The sequence below is a fragment of the Exiguobacterium aurantiacum genome (assembly GCF_024362205.1).
Classification (GTDB): domain Bacteria; phylum Bacillota; class Bacilli; order Exiguobacteriales; family Exiguobacteriaceae; genus Exiguobacterium; species Exiguobacterium aurantiacum_B.
This window is the reverse complement of sequence record NZ_CP101462.1, coordinates 1,857,076-1,873,639: the sequence shown is the minus strand read 5'-3', so window position 1 is coordinate 1,873,639 and position 16,564 is coordinate 1,857,076. Positions and strand designations below refer to the sequence as shown.

Below are 16,564 nucleotides of genomic sequence, written 5' to 3'. Positions count from 1 at the left end.
GAAGATGGAATTAGCATACCGAACCGACCGGGGCCAAGTGAGAGCGCAGAATGAGGATGCCGTCTTGATTTTAGGGGACGAGCGTGCCGGAATCGCTCTCGTGGCTGACGGTATGGGAGGGCATGAAGCCGGGGAGGTCGCGAGTCAGCTCGTCATCGAGCAGTTTCGTCGTGCCTTCCCGACGCTTCCGGCCTCACCGATGGAGATGGAGAATTGGTTTCGCCACAACGTAGAACTGGCCAATGAGCAAGTGCTCGACTTCTCGAAACAAGCAAACCTGCTCATGATGGGGACGACGATCGCCGGTGTCTGTTGGCATGATGAGACGATCGTCATCGTCCACGTCGGGGATAGCCGTGTGTATGCCTTGCGTGAGAATAAACTCCAACAATTGACGGAAGACCATTCTTACGTCAACGTGTTAAAACAACTCGGAGAATTGACCGAGGAAGAGATGCGGGTCCACCCGAAACGTAACATCATCACACGTGCGATTGGCTCGAAAGAGCATGTCGAACCTGATCTGCAAGTGTTTGCCGAACCCGAGTTTGATACGATTTTAATCTGTACGGACGGCTTGACGACTCATTTGACCGATGAAGAGATCAAGCAAGTCTTGGAACGCCCTGTTTCGGCGGACGTCAAGGCGGATCAATTAATCGATCAAGCCAACCGTTTGGGTGGGAGTGACAATATCACCGTTGCCCTCGTCCAGTTCACAGATAGAAAGAGAGGATGAATCCGATGCGAAGTGGAGAACGAATCAACGATCGTTATCGGATCGAACAGCAAATCGGCAGCGGCGGCATGGCAAATGTCTACCGGGCTCACGATGAGATCTTAAACCGAACCGTCGCCATCAAAGTGTTGCGATCTGAATTCTCGCATAATGAACAATTTATACGCCGGTTCGAACGAGAAGCCCATGCGGCGGCGAGTCTGAACCATCCGAATATCGTCGCCATCTACGACGTCGGAGACGAACGCGACATCTATTACATCGTCATGGAACATGTCGATGGGATGACGCTGAAACAATATTTACAAGAAGAGTACATATCTGTCGACGAGGCGCTCCGTATCATGGGACAGATTTGTGATGCGATTGACCACGCCCATGCGAATCGAATCATTCACCGGGATATCAAACCCCAAAACATGATGATCGATCAAAGCGGCAACGTCAAAGTGACGGACTTTGGGATTGCAGTGGCCATGTCGAACGCGACGCTGACCCATACGATGTCGGTCCTCGGGTCGGTTCACTACTTTTCTCCAGAGCAAGCGCGCGGAAAGTTCGCCGATGAGAAGTCAGATATTTACTCGCTCGGCGCCGTACTCTATGAACTCGTGACTGGCCGAGTGCCGTTCATCGGCGAGACGCCGGTCGCCGTCGCATTGCAACATCTGCAAGACGACCCGATTCGACCGATGGATTTGAACCCAAACATCCCGCAAGCGCTCGAGAACTGCATCATGCAGGCGCTCGCGAAGTCTCCGGGTGCCCGTCATGCCTCGGTCGCCGCGTTCAAAAAGGATTGCATGACGTCACTCGATTCGGAACGTGCGAACGAACCGAAGCGGTCGAACGCGGAGCAAGATGCGTTTGATCAGACGCTCGTCATGGCGCCTGTCGTGCCGGATGAACCGAACGTCAAAGAGGCACCGGAACAACCGGTTGCAGCAAGTGAACCCGTGAAAGACAAACCGAAACGGAAGAAGAAGTGGTGGCTCTGGATTTTGCTCGCTCTCCTGTTGATCGGTGGCGGGATCGGGGCGTACGTCATCGCCGATGAGATGTCCCGTGCCGTCGTCCCGGACGTCGTCGGCATGACGAGCGACGAGGCGACGACCGAACTCGAAGCGGCCGGTTTTGTCGTCGAGGCGACTGAACGGGCGAGCGACAACATTGCCGCCGGGGACGTCATCTCCCAGACGCCGCAAGCCGGACGGAAGCCGAAACGTGGGACGACCGTGACGATTGTCGTCTCGGCCGGGAAAGAGACGGTCGAGATGCCGGACGTTGAAGGGTTGTCTCAGTCGGCGGCCGAACGGACGCTCAAAGACCTTGATTTCACGGATATCGAGATTCAGTCAGAGGCGTCCGAAACGGTCGATAGCGGGGATGTCATCTCCCAATCGATCGCCCCGGGCAACGAAGTCGTCCCATCTGAAGAGACGGTGACGCTCGTCGTGTCGACGGGCAGCAATAAGATCGAACTCGCCAACTTGGCGGGCTATACGTTCGAGGAAGCGACGACGTATGCCGAACAGAATAGCTTGAAAATCGTCAAACGTGACGAGTATTCAACGAGCGTTCCTGCGAATCAAATCATCCGTCAACTCCCGACGGCCGGGACGGCAGTCGACCCGGGGACGGAATTGACCGTCATTGTGTCGCAAGGTGTCGAACCGACCGACGTCTCAATCGAACGGGAAGTCAACGTCGAAATCGAGCCGCCCGCTGAAGGCGAAGAAGCCGAGGCACTCGAAGTCGTCATTCGGACGGTCGACGCCCGTGGCGAAGTCGAGGTGTTGCGTGATAAGATAACGGAGACAACGACGTATTCGTACACGCTCGTCATCGCACCGGACGAAGTCGGAACCGCGACGATTGAAGTCGATGGTGAAGTCGTTCGAACGGATACGGTGACTTACGCACAAGCAAAAGATTCACAATGAAGAGGTGGCGTGCGCGTCGCCTCTTTTTCTAAGGAGGGAATGGAATGAAAGGTACGATTATTCGATTACAAGGCGGCTTTTATGACGTCATGACGGAACAGAAACAAGAGATCCGTTGTCGCGCCCGCGGCAATTTCCGCAACCGGAACATCTCGCCTGTCGTGGGCGATGATGTCGATATCCAAGACCAAGGGGACGGCACCGGTTATATATTGGCCGTCGACGAGCGTTCGAACCATCTCGTCCGTCCGCCGATTGCCAATATCGATCAAGCGTTCTTGCTGTTCTCGGTCAAGGAGCCGGCGTTCTCGTTCCATCTGCTCGACCGTTTCCTCGTCTTGATCGAATCGAAGCAAGTCCATCCGATTATCGTCTTGACGAAGATGGACTTGTTGACGGAGTCGGAACGGAAAACGATTCACGAAGCAGCAGCCTTATACCGCTCAATCGGCTATGAGGTCATCGAGACGTCTACCGAGGACGGGTCGGGGATTGAACAAATTCGCGGTTCGTTCAAAGAGAAGACGAGTGTATTTGCCGGACAGACCGGGGTCGGCAAGAGTTCGCTCTTGAACGCGGTCGCGCCGGAGCTTGAACTCGCGACCGGGAAAATCTCGAAGTCGCTCGGCCGAGGCAAGCACACGACGCGTCACGTCACGCTCATCACGCTCGCTGACGGGCTCGTCGCTGACACGCCTGGTTTCTCGAGCCTCGAGTTCCCGGAAGAACTTGAAGTCGAGGAGATGCGTTGGTGTTTCCCTGAGTTCGTCGAGCGGCATGACAATTGCAAATTCCGTGGTTGTGCCCATTTGAATGAGCCAGGCTGTGCCGTCAAAGCGGCCGTCGAAGCCGGAGAAATCGCTTCCACCCGTTATGAGAATTATGTTACGTTTATGGCAGAGTTAAACGATAGACAACGGAGGTACTGACATGATTAAAATTGCACCATCGATTTTAGCGGCGGACTTCGCCAACTTAGAGGCAGAAGTGAAGGCGGTCCAAGAGGCCGGCGCGGATTACATCCATTTTGACGTCATGGACGGTCAATTCGTCCCGAACATCTCGATCGGGCTCCCAGTGCTCGCGAGTTTACGGAAAAAGTCGGACATGGTACTCGACGTCCATTTGATGATCGACCAGCCAGAACGGTTTGTTGAAGATTTCATCAAGGCGGGAGCGGATATCGTCACGGTCCACGTTGAAGCGACGAATCACTTGCATCGCGTGCTCCAACAAATCAAGGCGGCCGGCGCCAAATGTGGCGTCGTTCTCAACCCGCACACGCCGCTCTCGTCGATTGAACACGTGCTCGGGGACGTCGACATGGTCCTCCTCATGACGGTGAACCCTGGCTTTGGGGGCCAAAAGTTCATCGAATCGGTCGTCCCGAAAATCGCAGCGCTGGATGAGATACGTCAAGCGCGTCGTCTCGACTTTGAAATTGAGATCGACGGTGGCGTCAACGCAGAGACGGCGAAATTATGCATCGATGCCGGGGCTGACGTGCTCGTGGCCGGGTCAGCCATCTATAACGAGCCGAGCTATAAAGACGCAATCGATAGCATTCGCAACGCATCTCGTGTATAATCGTCCATAGAACAACAAATATTGTCGCAAGGGGTGTCACATTCTGTGGCTGAGAGGCATCACGCTAACCCTTTGAACCTGTTCCGTTCACACGGACGTAGGGATGTGGCGAAAATGCACGTTGCTACTCGATAGCAGCATGGCGTTTACGTCATGCTGCTTTTTGTCGTTCGCTCATATATAAGGAGGGAATAAGATGAAACAACGTTTAAAACTACAGGCGCTCATTGAAATCTCATTGTTCGCCGCACTCGGGTTGATCTTTGATTTACTCATCCCGTTCCGGATGCCGCAAGGCGGGTCAATCAGCTTGGCGATGTTGCCGATTTTCGTGATGGCGTATCGTCACGGCTTGAAAGGCGGACTCGCGACCGGTGCACTCGTCGGAACGCTGCAACTGCTGTTCGGGGCCTACATCTTCACACCGGTCCAGTTCCTGCTCGACTACACGTTCGCTTACGGTGTCGTCGGTATGGCGGGACTGTTCGCTGGTCAAGTGAAACGAGCCGCCAAGGATGAGGCAAAAAAGACGCTCGTCGTCTATTTGGTGCTCGGGGCGCTCCTCGGTTCATTGCTTCGTTACGGGGCCCACGTCTTGTCGGGAATCGTCTTCTTCGCACAATATGCGGAAGGGCCGGTCGTCGCCTACTCGTTCGCCTATAACATGACGTACATGCTCCCGTCCTTCCTCGTGTCGGCCGTCGTCCTCGTCCTCTTGTTCGTATCGGCGCCACGTTTCGCCACGCTCGCGACCCGGGACGTCCGCTGATGCGGGTGCTGATTGTAGCAGCCAGCCCGGAACCGATTTCTAGCCTCCCTGCTGACGTCGATTACGTCATCGGCGTCGACGGGGGGTACGAGACGCTGTTAGCCCACGGGCTGACCCCGGACCTCGTCGTCGGCGATTTTGATTCGTTCACGGGCGAAGTGCCGAGAGACGCCGTCCGCTATCCGTCTGAAAAAGATGTGACCGACCTTGAGATCGCACTCGAGGCGGCTCGCGGCCACGGAGCGACAGAGATGCTCGTCTACGGTGCTCTCGGCGGGCGGCTCGATATGACGCTTGGCAATGTCGGTTTGCTCGAGGCGTATCCCGAGATGCGTCTCATCACCGCAGGGCAGACGGTACGACTCGTCGGGACGGGGCGCTATGAACTCCCGCGTCAAAACGATTACTATTTGTCTCTTATCCCGTGGAAGCAGGCGAACGTCACCATCCGTGGTGTCAAATATCCGCTCGACCGTCACGATGTCGTCAGCCATGAGGCGCTCACCATCTCGAACGAATGGGATGCCGACACGGCGGATCTTCTCGTCCATGAAGGCATGGTGCTCGTGCTGTATGTCAAAAAATGAACACAAAAAAATCCCATCGGCGAATGCCGCTGGGATTTATTTCGTTCGTGTATAAAAATTATACGCGTTCAACGAGACCTGATTTAAGAGCGCGAGCTGAAACCCAAACTCGTTTAGGTTTACCGTCAACGAGAATACGAACTTTTTGTACGTTTACACCCCAAGTGCGTTTTGTCTTGTTGAGTGCGTGCGAACGGTTGTTACCTGATTTAGGTGATTTACCTGTTACGTAGCATTTACGTGCCATGCGTTTCCCCTCCTTTTTTATGTGGGTTCGTCCTAATAGACACTCGTTTATATTAGCACGGGTTTTTTCACGATGCAACTAGAAAATCATAGGATGACAAGAAAAAAACTTGACATTACTGGAAAGGATTTTAATAATGAATGAGGGTTACGGCTACAATTGACCGAGTTTATGGAGCAGGTTCTTTTAATAACTAGGTACTTATTGTAGAATGTAGTGAAGGAATCATTCCGAATGAAGGAGGCTACTCCATATGGCAATTGAAATGAAGACAACATATGGCAATATTGACATCACGAACGACGTGGTCGCAACACTCGCAGGCGGTGCGGCGATGGAATGTTTCGGCGTTGTGGGCATGGCGTCTCAAGCTCAATTGAAAGACGGGATTGCAGAACTATTGAAGCGTGAAAACTACGCCCGAGGCGTGGTCGTACGTCAAGATGGAGAAGACGTACATATCGACATGCACATCATTGTGAGCTACGGGACGAAAGTGTCGGAAGTCGCATACAACGTGCAAAGCCGTGTGAAATACACGCTCGGTGAAACTTTAGGATTAAACGTTTCGTCGGTAAACATATTCGTACAAGGCGTTCGTCTGACGAATGACTGACGAGAACGAAGGAGGATTTGGTGTGGGTTTAAAACGTTTAGATGGATTGGTGTTCGCGAACATGGTCGCGAACGGTGCAGCCAACTTGAGCCAGAATGCGGATTATGTAGATTCGCTTAACGTCTTCCCGGTGCCGGACGGCGATACGGGGACGAACATGAATTTAACGATGACATCGGGTGCGAAAGAAGTGGCCGCACTCGGCTCGGCGAATATCGCTGACGTCTCATCGAAGTTTGCACGCGGTCTCTTGATGGGGGCACGTGGGAACTCGGGTGTTATTTTGAGCCAGTTGTTCCGTGGCTTCGGTAAAGCGATCGAAGGAAAGACAGAAGTGTCGACAGTCGATTTCGCCGAGGCATTGAAACGTGGCGTCGACACGGCATACAAGGCGGTTATGAAACCGGTTGAAGGAACGATTTTGACGGTTGCTCGTGAAGCGGCCGACGAAGCGCTCCGTGCTTCAGAGTCGACGAGCGACTTCAACGAGTTCATGGAACGCGTGATCGTGGAAGCGAAAGCTTCACTCGAGCGGACACCGGACTTACTGCCGGTCTTAAAAGAAGTCGGCGTCGTCGATTCAGGCGGTCAAGGACTGCTCGTCATTTATGAAGGGTTCCTCGCGAGCCTTGAAGGCAAAGAGCTTGAGAAACCACATGCACCGGTCATGGATTTGCTCATCGAAGCTGAACATCATGCCCACGCCGCGCAAGGATTCATGTCGACCGAAGACATCGAGTTCGGGTATTGCACGGAAATCATGGTCCGTTTCCAAGACGAGAAACTAAAAGACGCCCCGTTCAACGAGGACACGTTCCGCAACGAACTGTCTGAACTCGGCGACTCGCTCCTCGTCGTCGCGGACGAAGAGTTGCTCAAAGTTCACGTTCACGTCGAGACGCCAGGCGACGTCATCACGAAAGGGCAGCGCTACGGCGAGCTCGTCGCTGTCAAAATCGAGAACATGCGTCAACAGCACTCGACCATCTTAGAAGAAGAGCACGGTGCCAACCAGCATGGCGTCCAAACGGCTGCTCCGACGGCTCCAAAGGCGAAAGCGCCATATGCGATCGTCACGGTCGCAATGGGCGAAGGCGTCAGCGACTTGTTCCGTTCACTCGGGGCGGCTCACGTCATCGAAGGCGGTCAGACGATGAACCCGTCGACGGAAGATATCGTCAAGGCGATTGAAGCGGCCAACGCGGATCACGTCTTCATCTTCCCGAACAACTCGAACATCATCATGGCTGCCGAACAAGCGGCATCGGTCGCACCTTGCGGCGTCTCGGTCATTCCGACGAAGACGGTGCCACAAGGACTCGCGGCAGCGATCGCGTTCAACCCGGAAGCCGATGTCGACACGAACGAAAACGTCATGAAGACGGCGGCAAGTACCGTCAAGTCTGGTCAAGTGACGTATGCGGTCCGTGATACGAGCATCGATGGTGTCGAGATTCGTAAAGACGACCACATGGCGATCGCCGAGAAGAAGATCGTCGCCTCATCGGCCTCGAGCCTCGAAGCGGCGAAGAGATTAGTCGACGCCCTCGTCGATGCCGACGATGAGATCATCACGATCTTGACGGGCGAAGGTTCGTCAGCGGAAGACGTCGAAGCACTCTCGGCTTACATCGAGTCAAAGAACGACGAGATTGAAATCGAGGTTCATGACGGGAAACAACCGCTCTACTCCTACATTTTTAGTGTGGAATAAGCTGTAACTCAGCCCTACCTTCTGTATAATGAAGGTAGGGTTTTTTTGAAAGGGGGAAATGCGATGAAATATCGCAGTGTGTTTGATATCATCGGACCGGTCATGGTCGGTCCATCGAGTTCGCATACGGCCGGCGCCGCACGCATCGGCCTCATGGCCGGGAAGCTGTTCGGGCGGACGCCAAAGCTCGCGCACATCACGTTTTATGGTTCGTTCGCCGATACGTATCGGGGGCACGGTACCGATGTCGCCATCGTCGGCGGCATCATGGGCTTCGATACGTTTGATTTGCGTATCCCGCAAGCGCTCGATATCGCGAAAGAGCGCGGCATCGAGGTCGTCTTTGAGACGAGCGACGCGCTGACGGATCATCCGAACACGGCTCGCGTCCGGCTAGAAGACAAGGATGGCACGTTTGAGATCGTCGGGATCTCAATCGGCGGCGGGACGATCGAGATCACCGAGTTGAACGGATTCCCGCTCAAATTGTCGGGCGGCGGGCCGGCACTCGTCGTCTTGCACCACGATCGTTTCGGGGCAATCGCGGCCGTGACGGGTATTTTGGCCCGGCATGAGTTGAATATCGGCCATATGGAAGTGAGTCGTCATGAGAAAGGCAAACAAGCGCTCATGGCGATCGAGATTGATGACCATTTGTCAAAAGACGTGCTAGCGGAAATTGAGCGGTTACCTCAAATCGAGCGGGTAGCCATCTTTGGGGAATAAGGAGAAACCAATATGTTTAAATCAGTAGAAGAATTAGTCAGAACGGCAACGGAACGAGGCATTCCGATTTCAGAAGTGATGATTGAGCAAGAAGTGCACGTCAGACGCTCGACGCGTGAAGACGTCGTCGGTATGATGGAACGCAACCTTGAAGTGATGGAAGAAGCGGTCGCGCGGGCACTCGAAGGCGTGACGTCCGTGACGGGGCTGACGGGGAACGATGCCGTGCTCATGACCGACTATATCCGTTCCGGCAAATCGCTCGCCGGAGACTTGATTTTAGATGCGGTCGCGAAAGCGATCGGCACGAATGAAGTCAATGCGGCGATGGGACGCATCTGCGCGACCCCGACCGCCGGAAGCGCGGGCGTCGTACCAGGTACGTTGTTTGCGGTGAAAGACCGTCTGGAGATGGATCGTGACGCGATGGTCCGCTACTTGTTCACATCAGGGGCGTTCGGCTTCGTCGTCGCCAACAACGCCTCGATCTCGGGGGCGGCCGGTGGTTGTCAGGCGGAAGTCGGCTCAGCGACCGGGATGGCCGCCGCGGCCATCGTCGAAGCGGCCGGTGGGACCCCGGAACAATCGGCGACAGCATTTGCGATCGCCCTGAAAAACATGCTCGGTCTCGTCTGTGACCCGGTGGCAGGGCTCGTCGAGGTGCCGTGCGTCAAACGGAACGCCATGGGCGGGGCGAACGCCATCGTCGCGGCCGATATGGCCCTCGCCGGCATCACGTCTCGCATCCCTTGCGACGAGGTCATCTCGGCGATGCATGAGATTGGACAGATGATGCCGACCGCGTTGAAAGAGACGGCCCGGGGCGGTCTCGCCAATACGCCGACGGCCCGTCGTCTCGAACGGAACATCTTTGGAGAGAAAGAAAATGTCAAAAAGTGAGGCGTTGACGACGCTTAAAGGGGTCGGGCCAGAGATGGCCAAAAAATTAGAGACGATGGGTCTCGAACGAATCGAGGACGTGCTGGAGCACGTCCCGTTTCGTTATGAAAATTATAATAGCGGCACCGTGACGACGGCCATCCACGGTGACCTCGTCAAATGGAGCGGCACCGTCCAGGCGGCACCGCTCGTTCGCTATTACAGTAAAGGCAAGAACCGACTCCAATTCCGGCTGTTGCTCGAGGAGCGCTACGTCGTCCACGTGACGATGTTCAACCGGGCGTTCTATAAAGACAAGCTCACGCTCGGTGCCACCGTGACGGTCAAAGGGAAATGGGACATGAACCGGATGACGATCAGCGCGACCGACCTTGAGTTCGGCGAACTGTCGGACGGGCTGCAACCAATCTACTCGCTTCGGGCCGGTCTGACCCAGAAAAACTTCAGCCGCATCGTCAAACTCGCGTTTGAACAGACGACCTCGTTCGAGAACCGTCTACCCGAATTGATTCGGCAACGCTATCGTCTCGAGGACCGGGAGGCGATGTTGAAAGGGATGCATTTCCCCGATTCGGTCGACACGTATAAACAGGCACGCCGGAGTTACGTCTATGAAGAGTGTCTGCTCTATCAATTGAAGCTCCAGGCGTTCCGGAAGATGGAACGATCGGGCAAAGGACGAGCCCTTACACTTGATAAGCCTCAATTGAACGAGTTCGTCAAACAACTTGCGTTCCCGTTGACAGGGGCACAGACGCGCGTCATCCGGGAGATTGTCGGTGATTTAGAAACACCCGAACGGATGAATCGATTGCTACAAGGAGATGTCGGGAGCGGAAAGACAGTCGTTGCCGCGATCGCCTTGTATGCGACGGTGAGCGCCGGCTATCAAGGGGCGCTCATGGTCCCGACCGAGATTTTGGCCGAGCAGCATCTCGCCTCGCTCCAGGCACTGTTCGAGCCGTACGGCATTCGAGTCGGTTTGTTGACGAGTTCGGTCAAAGGCAAGGCCCGTAATGAGTTGCTTCAAGCGATCAAAGCGGGGGAGGTCGATATCATCGTCGGCACGCACGCCTTGATTCAAGGACCGGTCGAGTTCTCGCGCCTACATTTGGCGATTACCGACGAACAACACCGGTTCGGGGTCGAACAGCGCAAGATGCTCCGCGACAAGGCTGAACTCGCCGACGTGCTCTATATGACGGCGACACCGATTCCGCGGACGCTTGCCATCAGCGCTTTCGGCGAGATGGACGTCTCGACGATTGACGAGATGCCGGCCGGGCGGAAGCCGATCGAGACGTATTGGGCGAAGACCGACCAAATCGACAAGGTCCATGCGATGGTCGAGCGCGAACTCGCGCTCGGACGGCAAGCGTACGTGATCGCGCCGCTCATCGAGGAATCGGACACGCTCGAGGTCGAGAGTGCGACCGCACTCTACGACATGTTACGGGAACGCTTCCCGAACTACACGGTCGGTCTCATGCACGGAAAACTGTCGAGCACCGAGAAAGATGACGTCATGAAGGCGTTCGCTAGCAATGCGCTCCAAATCCTCGTCTCGACGACGGTCGTCGAGGTCGGCGTGAACGTTCCGAACGCATCGCTCATCATCATCCATGACGCGGAACGGTTCGGCTTGGCCCAACTGCACCAGTTACGGGGGCGTGTCGGTCGAGGTGCCGACCAATCTTATTGTATATTGGTAGGGGACCCGAAGTCGGATGTCGGGAAGCTTCGCTTGAAGACGATGACGGAGACGAACGATGGTTTCGTGTTAGCCGAGAAGGATTTGGAGCTGCGCGGTGCCGGTGATTTCTTTGGGACGGCCCAGAGCGGTCTACCGAGTTTCCGCGTCGCCGACCCGGTGCTCGATTTAAAAGTCATGGAAGTGGCGATGCAAGACGCGGTCCGTCTGCTCGGCAGCGAAGCGTTTTGGAACGAGGCGACGTATGCGCCGCTCCGTCAATACTTGAAGCGACTCGACTTGCTCGTCGGGGGACGCTTGGAATGAGAAACAACACTTGAAAATAAAATCTAAAGAATATATACTGCTATTAGTACCAGGTATTAAGTTCTTTAGCATAGAGTTTAGGAGGGAACTGAATGCGGGTACCTAAGAAAGAGCGGCAACGCTTATTGCAAGAAACGATTGATCGAAACCCGTTCATCAAAGACGAAGAACTGTCGAAACAGTTCGCCGTCAGTATTCAAACGATTCGTCTCGATCGGATGGAATTAAAGATTCCGGAAGTGAGAGAGCGGATCAAGCATGTAGCCTCAGAACACCTCGATGAAGTGAAGTCGCTCGCCATGAGCGAGGTCATCGGTGATATGATTGACTTGAAGCTCGATGAATCGGCCATCTCGGTTCTCGACATTGAGAGAGAACACGTCTTTAGCCGCAATGAGATCGCCCGGGGACACGTATTGTTCGCCCAGGCCAACTCGTTAGCGGTGGCGCTCATCAATGATGAATTGGCGTTGACCACTAAGGCGGACATCCGCTTTAGTCGCCAAGTCCATCTTGGAGAGCGAGTCGTTGCCAAGGCTCGTGTGATCAAACTACGTCGGGACGGAAGAACGGACGTCACAGTGGATAGTTATGTCGGCGAAGAGTGTGTCTTTAGCGGAGATTTCACGATTTATCGTCGCGGTGAGGAGGAACAGGCATGAAATTAGCAATTGATGCAATGGGCGGGGACCACGCCCCGAAAGCAATCGTGGAAGGTGTCAAACAGTTTGCTGACGCATTCCCGAACGAATCGATGGAACTGTTTTTAGTCGGAGACGAGGTCAAACTCGCCTCTTACGGGTTGACCGACCCGCGGATTAAAATCGTTCCAGCGAGCGAAATCATCACCGGGGACGACGAACCGGTCCGGGCCGTCCGCCGTAAGAAGGACAGTTCGCTCGTCGTGGCGGCCAAACTCGTCAAAGACGGCGAGGCCGACGCCCTCGTCTCGGCTGGGAATACGGGCGCCCTCATGGCGGCGTCACTGTTCGTCATCGGGCGCATTCCCGGCATCGAGCGTCCCGCGTTGTCACCTACGTTCCCTACATATACGGGTAGCGGTGTCGTCATTTTAGACGTCGGGGCCAACCCGGACGCTAAGCCTGAGCACTTGGTCGACTATGCGATCATGGGCTCGCTCTACGCTGAGCACGTCCGCGGTGTCAAACGTCCGCGGGTCGCGCTACTCAACATCGGGACCGAGGCTGGGAAAGGAAACGCCCTCACGAAAGAGGCGTACCCCCTCCTTGAACAAGCCCCGGTCCACTTTGTCGGCAACGTGGAAGCGCGCGAGGCGATGTCCGGTGATGTCGATGTCATCGTCACGGAAGGGTTCGCCGGAAACATCTTGCTCAAAGGTGTCGAAGGCTCGTCGTCGATGCTTATGAAAATGATGAAGGAGCAGTTCACGAGCGATCTCGTTTCGAAGCTCGCCGCTCTCGTCTTAAAACCGAAGTTGAAACGATTGAAACAAACATTAGATTATCGGGAACATGGTGGCGCCGGCTTGTTCGGCATCAACGCCCCGGTCATCAAAGCGCACGGTTCGAGCGACGCGCTCGCCATCATGAGCGCGCTCAAACAGGCGAAAATCATGGTCGATCACGACGTCGTCACGAAGATCAAACAAGCAAAAGCCACAAACTAATTCAAAGAAGGTGAGTACATGGGGAAAACAGCATGGGTATTTCCGGGACAAGGGTCACAAGCCGTCGGCATGGGCCAAACGTTCCTCGACAATCCTGAACAACTGCAAGCGATCAACCGTCGCCTCGGATTTGATTTACTCGACGCCATGGCGGCAGGATCAAAAGAAGAGCTTCAACGGACGGAGGTGGCCCAACCGGCCATCGTGGCGCATGCGGCATCACTCGCACAAGCTCACGCTAAAACGGGCGCCACTCCAGACTTGGTGATCGGTCACAGCGTCGGAGAATATGCGGCACTCGTCGTCGCAGGCGTCATCGACTTGGAAGAAGCGAGCGTGCTCGTCCACGAGCGCGGCAAGTTGATGTCAGAAGTGAAGGATGGAACGATGGCAGCCGTCATCGGCATGACCGATGTCGACGAGGCGTTCCATGTGACGGAGAAAATCAGTGCTAGCGGGAACCTTGTACAAATCGCCAACTACAACTGTCCGGGTCAGTTCGTCATCTCGGGACATGTCGATGCGGTCAAACAAGCCGAGACGGATTTGAAAGAGGCTGGCGCGAAACGCGTCTTGCCGCTGAACGTCTCAGGCGCGTTCCATAGCTCGTACATGATGCCGGCCGCGACGCGGTTCAAAGATGTGCTCGCCTCGTCGCCATTCAAACCGGCGGCGATCGGGGTCGTCTCGAACGTCGATGCGGATGTCCATACCGCCCCGGAAAAATTGAAAGCACTTCTCACCGAGCAACTGTACGCCTCGGTCCGGTTCGAAGCGTGTGTCCGCAAAGCGATCGACGCTGGCGTCGACACGTTCATTGAATTCGGTCCGACGTCACCGCTGTCAGGTCTCATCAAACGGATCGATTCGAAAGTGACGATCAAACAGGCGACGACGCTCGAAGAGGTGGCCGCGTTAGGAGGAGAAGTACGTGCATGACCAAGTAGCAATCGTGACAGGCGCATCCCGAGGAATCGGGGCCGCCATCGCGAAGCGTTTAGGGGAGGACGGCTTTCGGGTCGTCGTGAATTACTCGGGTAGTGTTGAGAAAGCGAATGCCGTCGTCAGCGAGATCGAAGCGAACGGCGGCGAGGCGATCGCTGTCCAAGCGAACGTCTCGAACAGTGATGATGTGAAGGCACTCATCAAGACGGCGGTCGACACGTTCGGCCGCATCGACTGTCTCGTCAACAATGCGGGCATCACGCGTGACGGTCTGCTCATGCGTATGAAAGAGGCCGATTTTGACGATGTGTTGTCGACGAACTTGAAAGGCGCGTTCTTGACGTCGCAAGCCGCGACGCGGACGCTCTTGAAGTCGAAGTCGGGCCGTATCATCAATATCGCTTCAGTCGTTGGTATCACGGGGAACGCCGGACAGGCGAACTACGCGGCGGCGAAAGCCGGTCTCATCGGACTGACGAAGTCGGTCGCGCGTGAACTCGCCGGACGCCATGTGACGGTGAACGCCGTCTGTCCTGGTTTCATCCAAACGGACATGACCGACGCTTTGACCGACGCCCAACGTGAGGCGACGCTAGGGCAAATCCCGTTCAATCGCTTCGGCCGAGTCGAAGACGTGGCGAACGTTGTCTCATTCCTCGCTTCACACCAAGCGGCTTACGTGACAGGTCAGACAATCGCCGTTGACGGCGGGATGACGATGGCTTAAAATCAGAACTTTACCAATCGAATCACATTTTATATACTTTAATTTGGAGGGATTTTATCATGACAACAGAACAAATCTTAGTAGACGTACAAGCAGCAGTGGCAGAGAAACTCGGGAAAGATGTATCTGAGATCACAGCCGACAAATCATTCAAAGACGACCTCGGCGCGGATTCGCTCGAAGTGATGGAAATGGTCATGGACCTTGAAGACAAGTTCGATATCACAATCGAAGACGAAGATGCAGAGAAACTCGCGACTGTTGGCGACGTCGTCGCTTACATCGAAACTAAATTGTAATCAAGCCTCCCACCGCTCGTCATGAGCGGTGGGCTTGTGCTTATACACGGAGGGAATTATGACAAAGGACAAGCGACGGTTTGACCGTCAAGGGTCGGCGCAACGACGCCGACGAAATGAGCTCGAGCGGTCACGGATTCTCGAGCAGTTCAAAGTACTTGAAGAACGGCTGTCGGTTCGATTCACGAACCAAGACCTACTGATGCAAGCGTTCACCCACTCCTCATACGTCAACGAACAACGCGGTCTGAAAAAAGACAATGAGCGCTTAGAGTTTTTAGGTGATGCGGTGCTCGAGTTGACGGTGTCTCGGTTTTTGTATGAGACGTATCCGGAGCGCTCCGAGGGGGAATTAACAAAGTTGCGGGCGGCCATCGTCTGTGAGCCATCACTCGTCAACTTTGCGGAAGCCTATGCTTTCTCTGATTTTATCTTGCTTGGGAAAGGCGAAGAGTTGACCGGCGGGCGCAAGCGTCCGGCGTTACTCGCAGATGTGTTCGAATCATACATCGGCGCGCTCTATCTGGACCAAGGGATCGAACCAGTCGAACAGTTCCTCGCCGAAGCGGTTTTTCCGAAAGTCTTAGCCGGTGTGTTTGAAGAACAGACCGATTATAAGAGCCAGCTCCAAGAGAGCGTCCAGCGGGAAGGGCTCGGCCCCGTCTCTTACACGATCATCGAAGAGCGCGGCCCGGCGCATAGCCGCGAGTTCGTCGCCCATGCCCGTCTGTCTGACGATATCGTCGGCGAAGGCATCGGTCGATCGAAGAAAGAGGCCGAACAGCTCGCGGCGAAAGAAGCGTTAATCGAATTCAACCGGCAGTACGCCGGCCTGTAACAAAAAAAGGAGTGGACCACTCAAACGGTCCACTCCTTTTGTGTCATCCTGTTACGTCAATTGTCCAAGCTCTTCGACGATTCCATCCACTTCGGAGATCGACAGCGATGAACGGTTCATCACGTAGTCATAAATCTCTTTGACGGCCGAGGCGTCAGCACGGTTATATTCTTCCGCTTTAATGGCACCGCGGTTGATGATGTTCATTTTGTCGAGAATTTCCTCAATCATTTGTTCGTTAGTCATCGGTCGTACCCCTTTC

19 protein-coding genes and 1 riboswitch are annotated in these 16,564 nt (G+C 55.0%); of the genes, 17 read left to right on the top strand and 2 right to left on the bottom strand.

Going from position 1 to position 16,564, the window contains the following annotated elements:
• Positions 1 to 4 precede the first annotated feature (4 nt).
• The 6 genes from NMQ00_RS09740 to NMQ00_RS09715 all read left to right on the top strand — a co-directional run bounded on the left by NMQ00_RS09740 (position 5) and on the right by NMQ00_RS09715 (position 5,625).
• The gene (locus NMQ00_RS09740) at positions 5 to 739 is read left to right on the top strand and encodes a Stp1/IreP family PP2C-type Ser/Thr phosphatase (RefSeq protein ID WP_255176538.1); all 735 of its coding nucleotides are present in this window, start codon (positions 5 to 7) and stop codon (positions 737 to 739) included.
• 5 nt (positions 740 to 744) lie between these two features.
• Positions 745 to 2,682, top strand: coding sequence for a Stk1 family PASTA domain-containing Ser/Thr kinase (gene pknB / locus NMQ00_RS09735; protein WP_255176537.1), 1,938 nt, complete (start codon positions 745 to 747; stop codon positions 2,680 to 2,682).
• Between the two features lie 44 nt (positions 2,683 to 2,726).
• A complete protein-coding gene (gene rsgA / locus NMQ00_RS09730; protein WP_255176536.1) occupies positions 2,727 to 3,611 on the top strand; it encodes a ribosome small subunit-dependent GTPase A in 885 nt (294 codons plus the stop codon).
• Position 3,612: 1 nt separating this feature from the next.
• Entirely contained in the window at positions 3,613 to 4,269 is a 657-nt protein-coding gene (gene rpe / locus NMQ00_RS09725) for a ribulose-phosphate 3-epimerase (protein ID WP_255176535.1), read from the top strand.
• A gap of 19 nt (positions 4,270 to 4,288) precedes the next feature.
• A riboswitch (TPP riboswitch) is annotated at positions 4,289 to 4,390 on the top strand.
• Between the two features lie 75 nt (positions 4,391 to 4,465).
• Positions 4,466 to 5,038, top strand: a complete 573-nt coding sequence (thiT, locus tag NMQ00_RS09720) for an energy-coupled thiamine transporter ThiT (RefSeq protein ID WP_255176534.1) — start codon at positions 4,466 to 4,468, stop codon at positions 5,036 to 5,038.
• A complete protein-coding gene (locus NMQ00_RS09715) occupies positions 5,038 to 5,625 on the top strand; it encodes a thiamine diphosphokinase (RefSeq protein WP_255176533.1) in 588 nt (195 codons plus the stop codon). The genes thiT and NMQ00_RS09715 overlap by 1 nt, the downstream gene beginning before the upstream one ends.
• A gap of 58 nt (positions 5,626 to 5,683) precedes the next feature.
• Here NMQ00_RS09715 and rpmB read toward each other — a convergent pair whose 3' ends face one another.
• The gene (gene rpmB / locus NMQ00_RS09710) at positions 5,684 to 5,872 is read right to left on the bottom strand and encodes a 50S ribosomal protein L28 (RefSeq protein WP_015881349.1); all 189 of its coding nucleotides are present in this window, start codon (positions 5,870 to 5,872) and stop codon (positions 5,684 to 5,686) included.
• A gap of 253 nt (positions 5,873 to 6,125) precedes the next feature.
• On the opposite strand from rpmB, the gene NMQ00_RS09705 reads away from it, so the two are divergent.
• The 11 genes from NMQ00_RS09705 (at position 6,126) to rnc (ending at position 16,302) form a co-directional block, all read left to right on the top strand.
• Complete coding sequence (locus NMQ00_RS09705; RefSeq protein WP_016509701.1) at positions 6,126 to 6,488, top strand: Asp23/Gls24 family envelope stress response protein; 363 nt, start codon at positions 6,126 to 6,128, stop codon at positions 6,486 to 6,488.
• Between the two features lie 22 nt (positions 6,489 to 6,510).
• A complete protein-coding gene (locus NMQ00_RS09700; RefSeq protein ID WP_255176532.1) occupies positions 6,511 to 8,202 on the top strand; it encodes a DAK2 domain-containing protein in 1,692 nt (563 codons plus the stop codon).
• Positions 8,203 to 8,265: 63 nt separating this feature from the next.
• Complete coding sequence (gene sdaAB / locus NMQ00_RS09695) at positions 8,266 to 8,928, top strand: L-serine ammonia-lyase, iron-sulfur-dependent subunit beta (RefSeq protein ID WP_255176531.1); 663 nt, start codon at positions 8,266 to 8,268, stop codon at positions 8,926 to 8,928.
• Between the two features lie 12 nt (positions 8,929 to 8,940).
• Positions 8,941 to 9,828: an L-serine ammonia-lyase, iron-sulfur-dependent, subunit alpha gene (sdaAA, locus tag NMQ00_RS09690; protein WP_255176530.1), complete on the top strand. Its 888-nt coding sequence runs from the start codon at positions 8,941 to 8,943 to the stop codon at positions 9,826 to 9,828.
• Positions 9,815 to 11,845, top strand: a complete 2,031-nt coding sequence (recG, locus tag NMQ00_RS09685) for an ATP-dependent DNA helicase RecG (RefSeq protein WP_255176529.1) — start codon at positions 9,815 to 9,817, stop codon at positions 11,843 to 11,845. Before sdaAA ends, recG begins: the two co-directional genes overlap by 14 nt.
• Before the next feature lie 92 nt (positions 11,846 to 11,937).
• On the top strand, positions 11,938 to 12,507 hold the full coding sequence (fapR, locus tag NMQ00_RS09680) for a transcription factor FapR (RefSeq protein WP_021067087.1): 570 nt from the start codon (positions 11,938 to 11,940) through the stop codon (positions 12,505 to 12,507).
• Positions 12,504 to 13,493 carry a phosphate acyltransferase PlsX gene (gene plsX, locus NMQ00_RS09675; RefSeq protein WP_255176528.1) on the top strand — a complete coding sequence of 330 codons (990 nt, stop codon included), beginning with the start codon at positions 12,504 to 12,506 and terminating at the stop codon, positions 13,491 to 13,493. Before fapR ends, plsX begins: the two co-directional genes overlap by 4 nt.
• An 18-nt stretch (positions 13,494 to 13,511) precedes the next feature.
• Positions 13,512 to 14,432: an ACP S-malonyltransferase gene (fabD, locus tag NMQ00_RS09670; protein WP_255176527.1), complete on the top strand. Its 921-nt coding sequence runs from the start codon at positions 13,512 to 13,514 to the stop codon at positions 14,430 to 14,432.
• On the top strand, positions 14,425 to 15,165 hold the full coding sequence (gene fabG, locus NMQ00_RS09665) for a 3-oxoacyl-[acyl-carrier-protein] reductase (protein WP_255176526.1): 741 nt from the start codon (positions 14,425 to 14,427) through the stop codon (positions 15,163 to 15,165). The genes fabD and fabG overlap by 8 nt, the downstream gene beginning before the upstream one ends.
• Before the next feature lie 59 nt (positions 15,166 to 15,224).
• Positions 15,225 to 15,464 carry an acyl carrier protein gene (acpP, locus tag NMQ00_RS09660; RefSeq protein ID WP_021067091.1) on the top strand — a complete coding sequence of 80 codons (240 nt, stop codon included), beginning with the start codon at positions 15,225 to 15,227 and terminating at the stop codon, positions 15,462 to 15,464.
• Between the two features lie 58 nt (positions 15,465 to 15,522).
• On the top strand, positions 15,523 to 16,302 hold the full coding sequence (gene rnc, locus NMQ00_RS09655; RefSeq protein ID WP_138859619.1) for a ribonuclease III: 780 nt from the start codon (positions 15,523 to 15,525) through the stop codon (positions 16,300 to 16,302).
• Between the two features lie 51 nt (positions 16,303 to 16,353).
• On the opposite strand, the gene NMQ00_RS09650 is transcribed toward rnc, so the two are convergent.
• Entirely contained in the window at positions 16,354 to 16,548 is a 195-nt protein-coding gene (locus tag NMQ00_RS09650) for a DUF1128 family protein (protein WP_021067093.1), read from the bottom strand.
• Between the last annotated feature and the right edge of the window lie 16 nt (positions 16,549 to 16,564).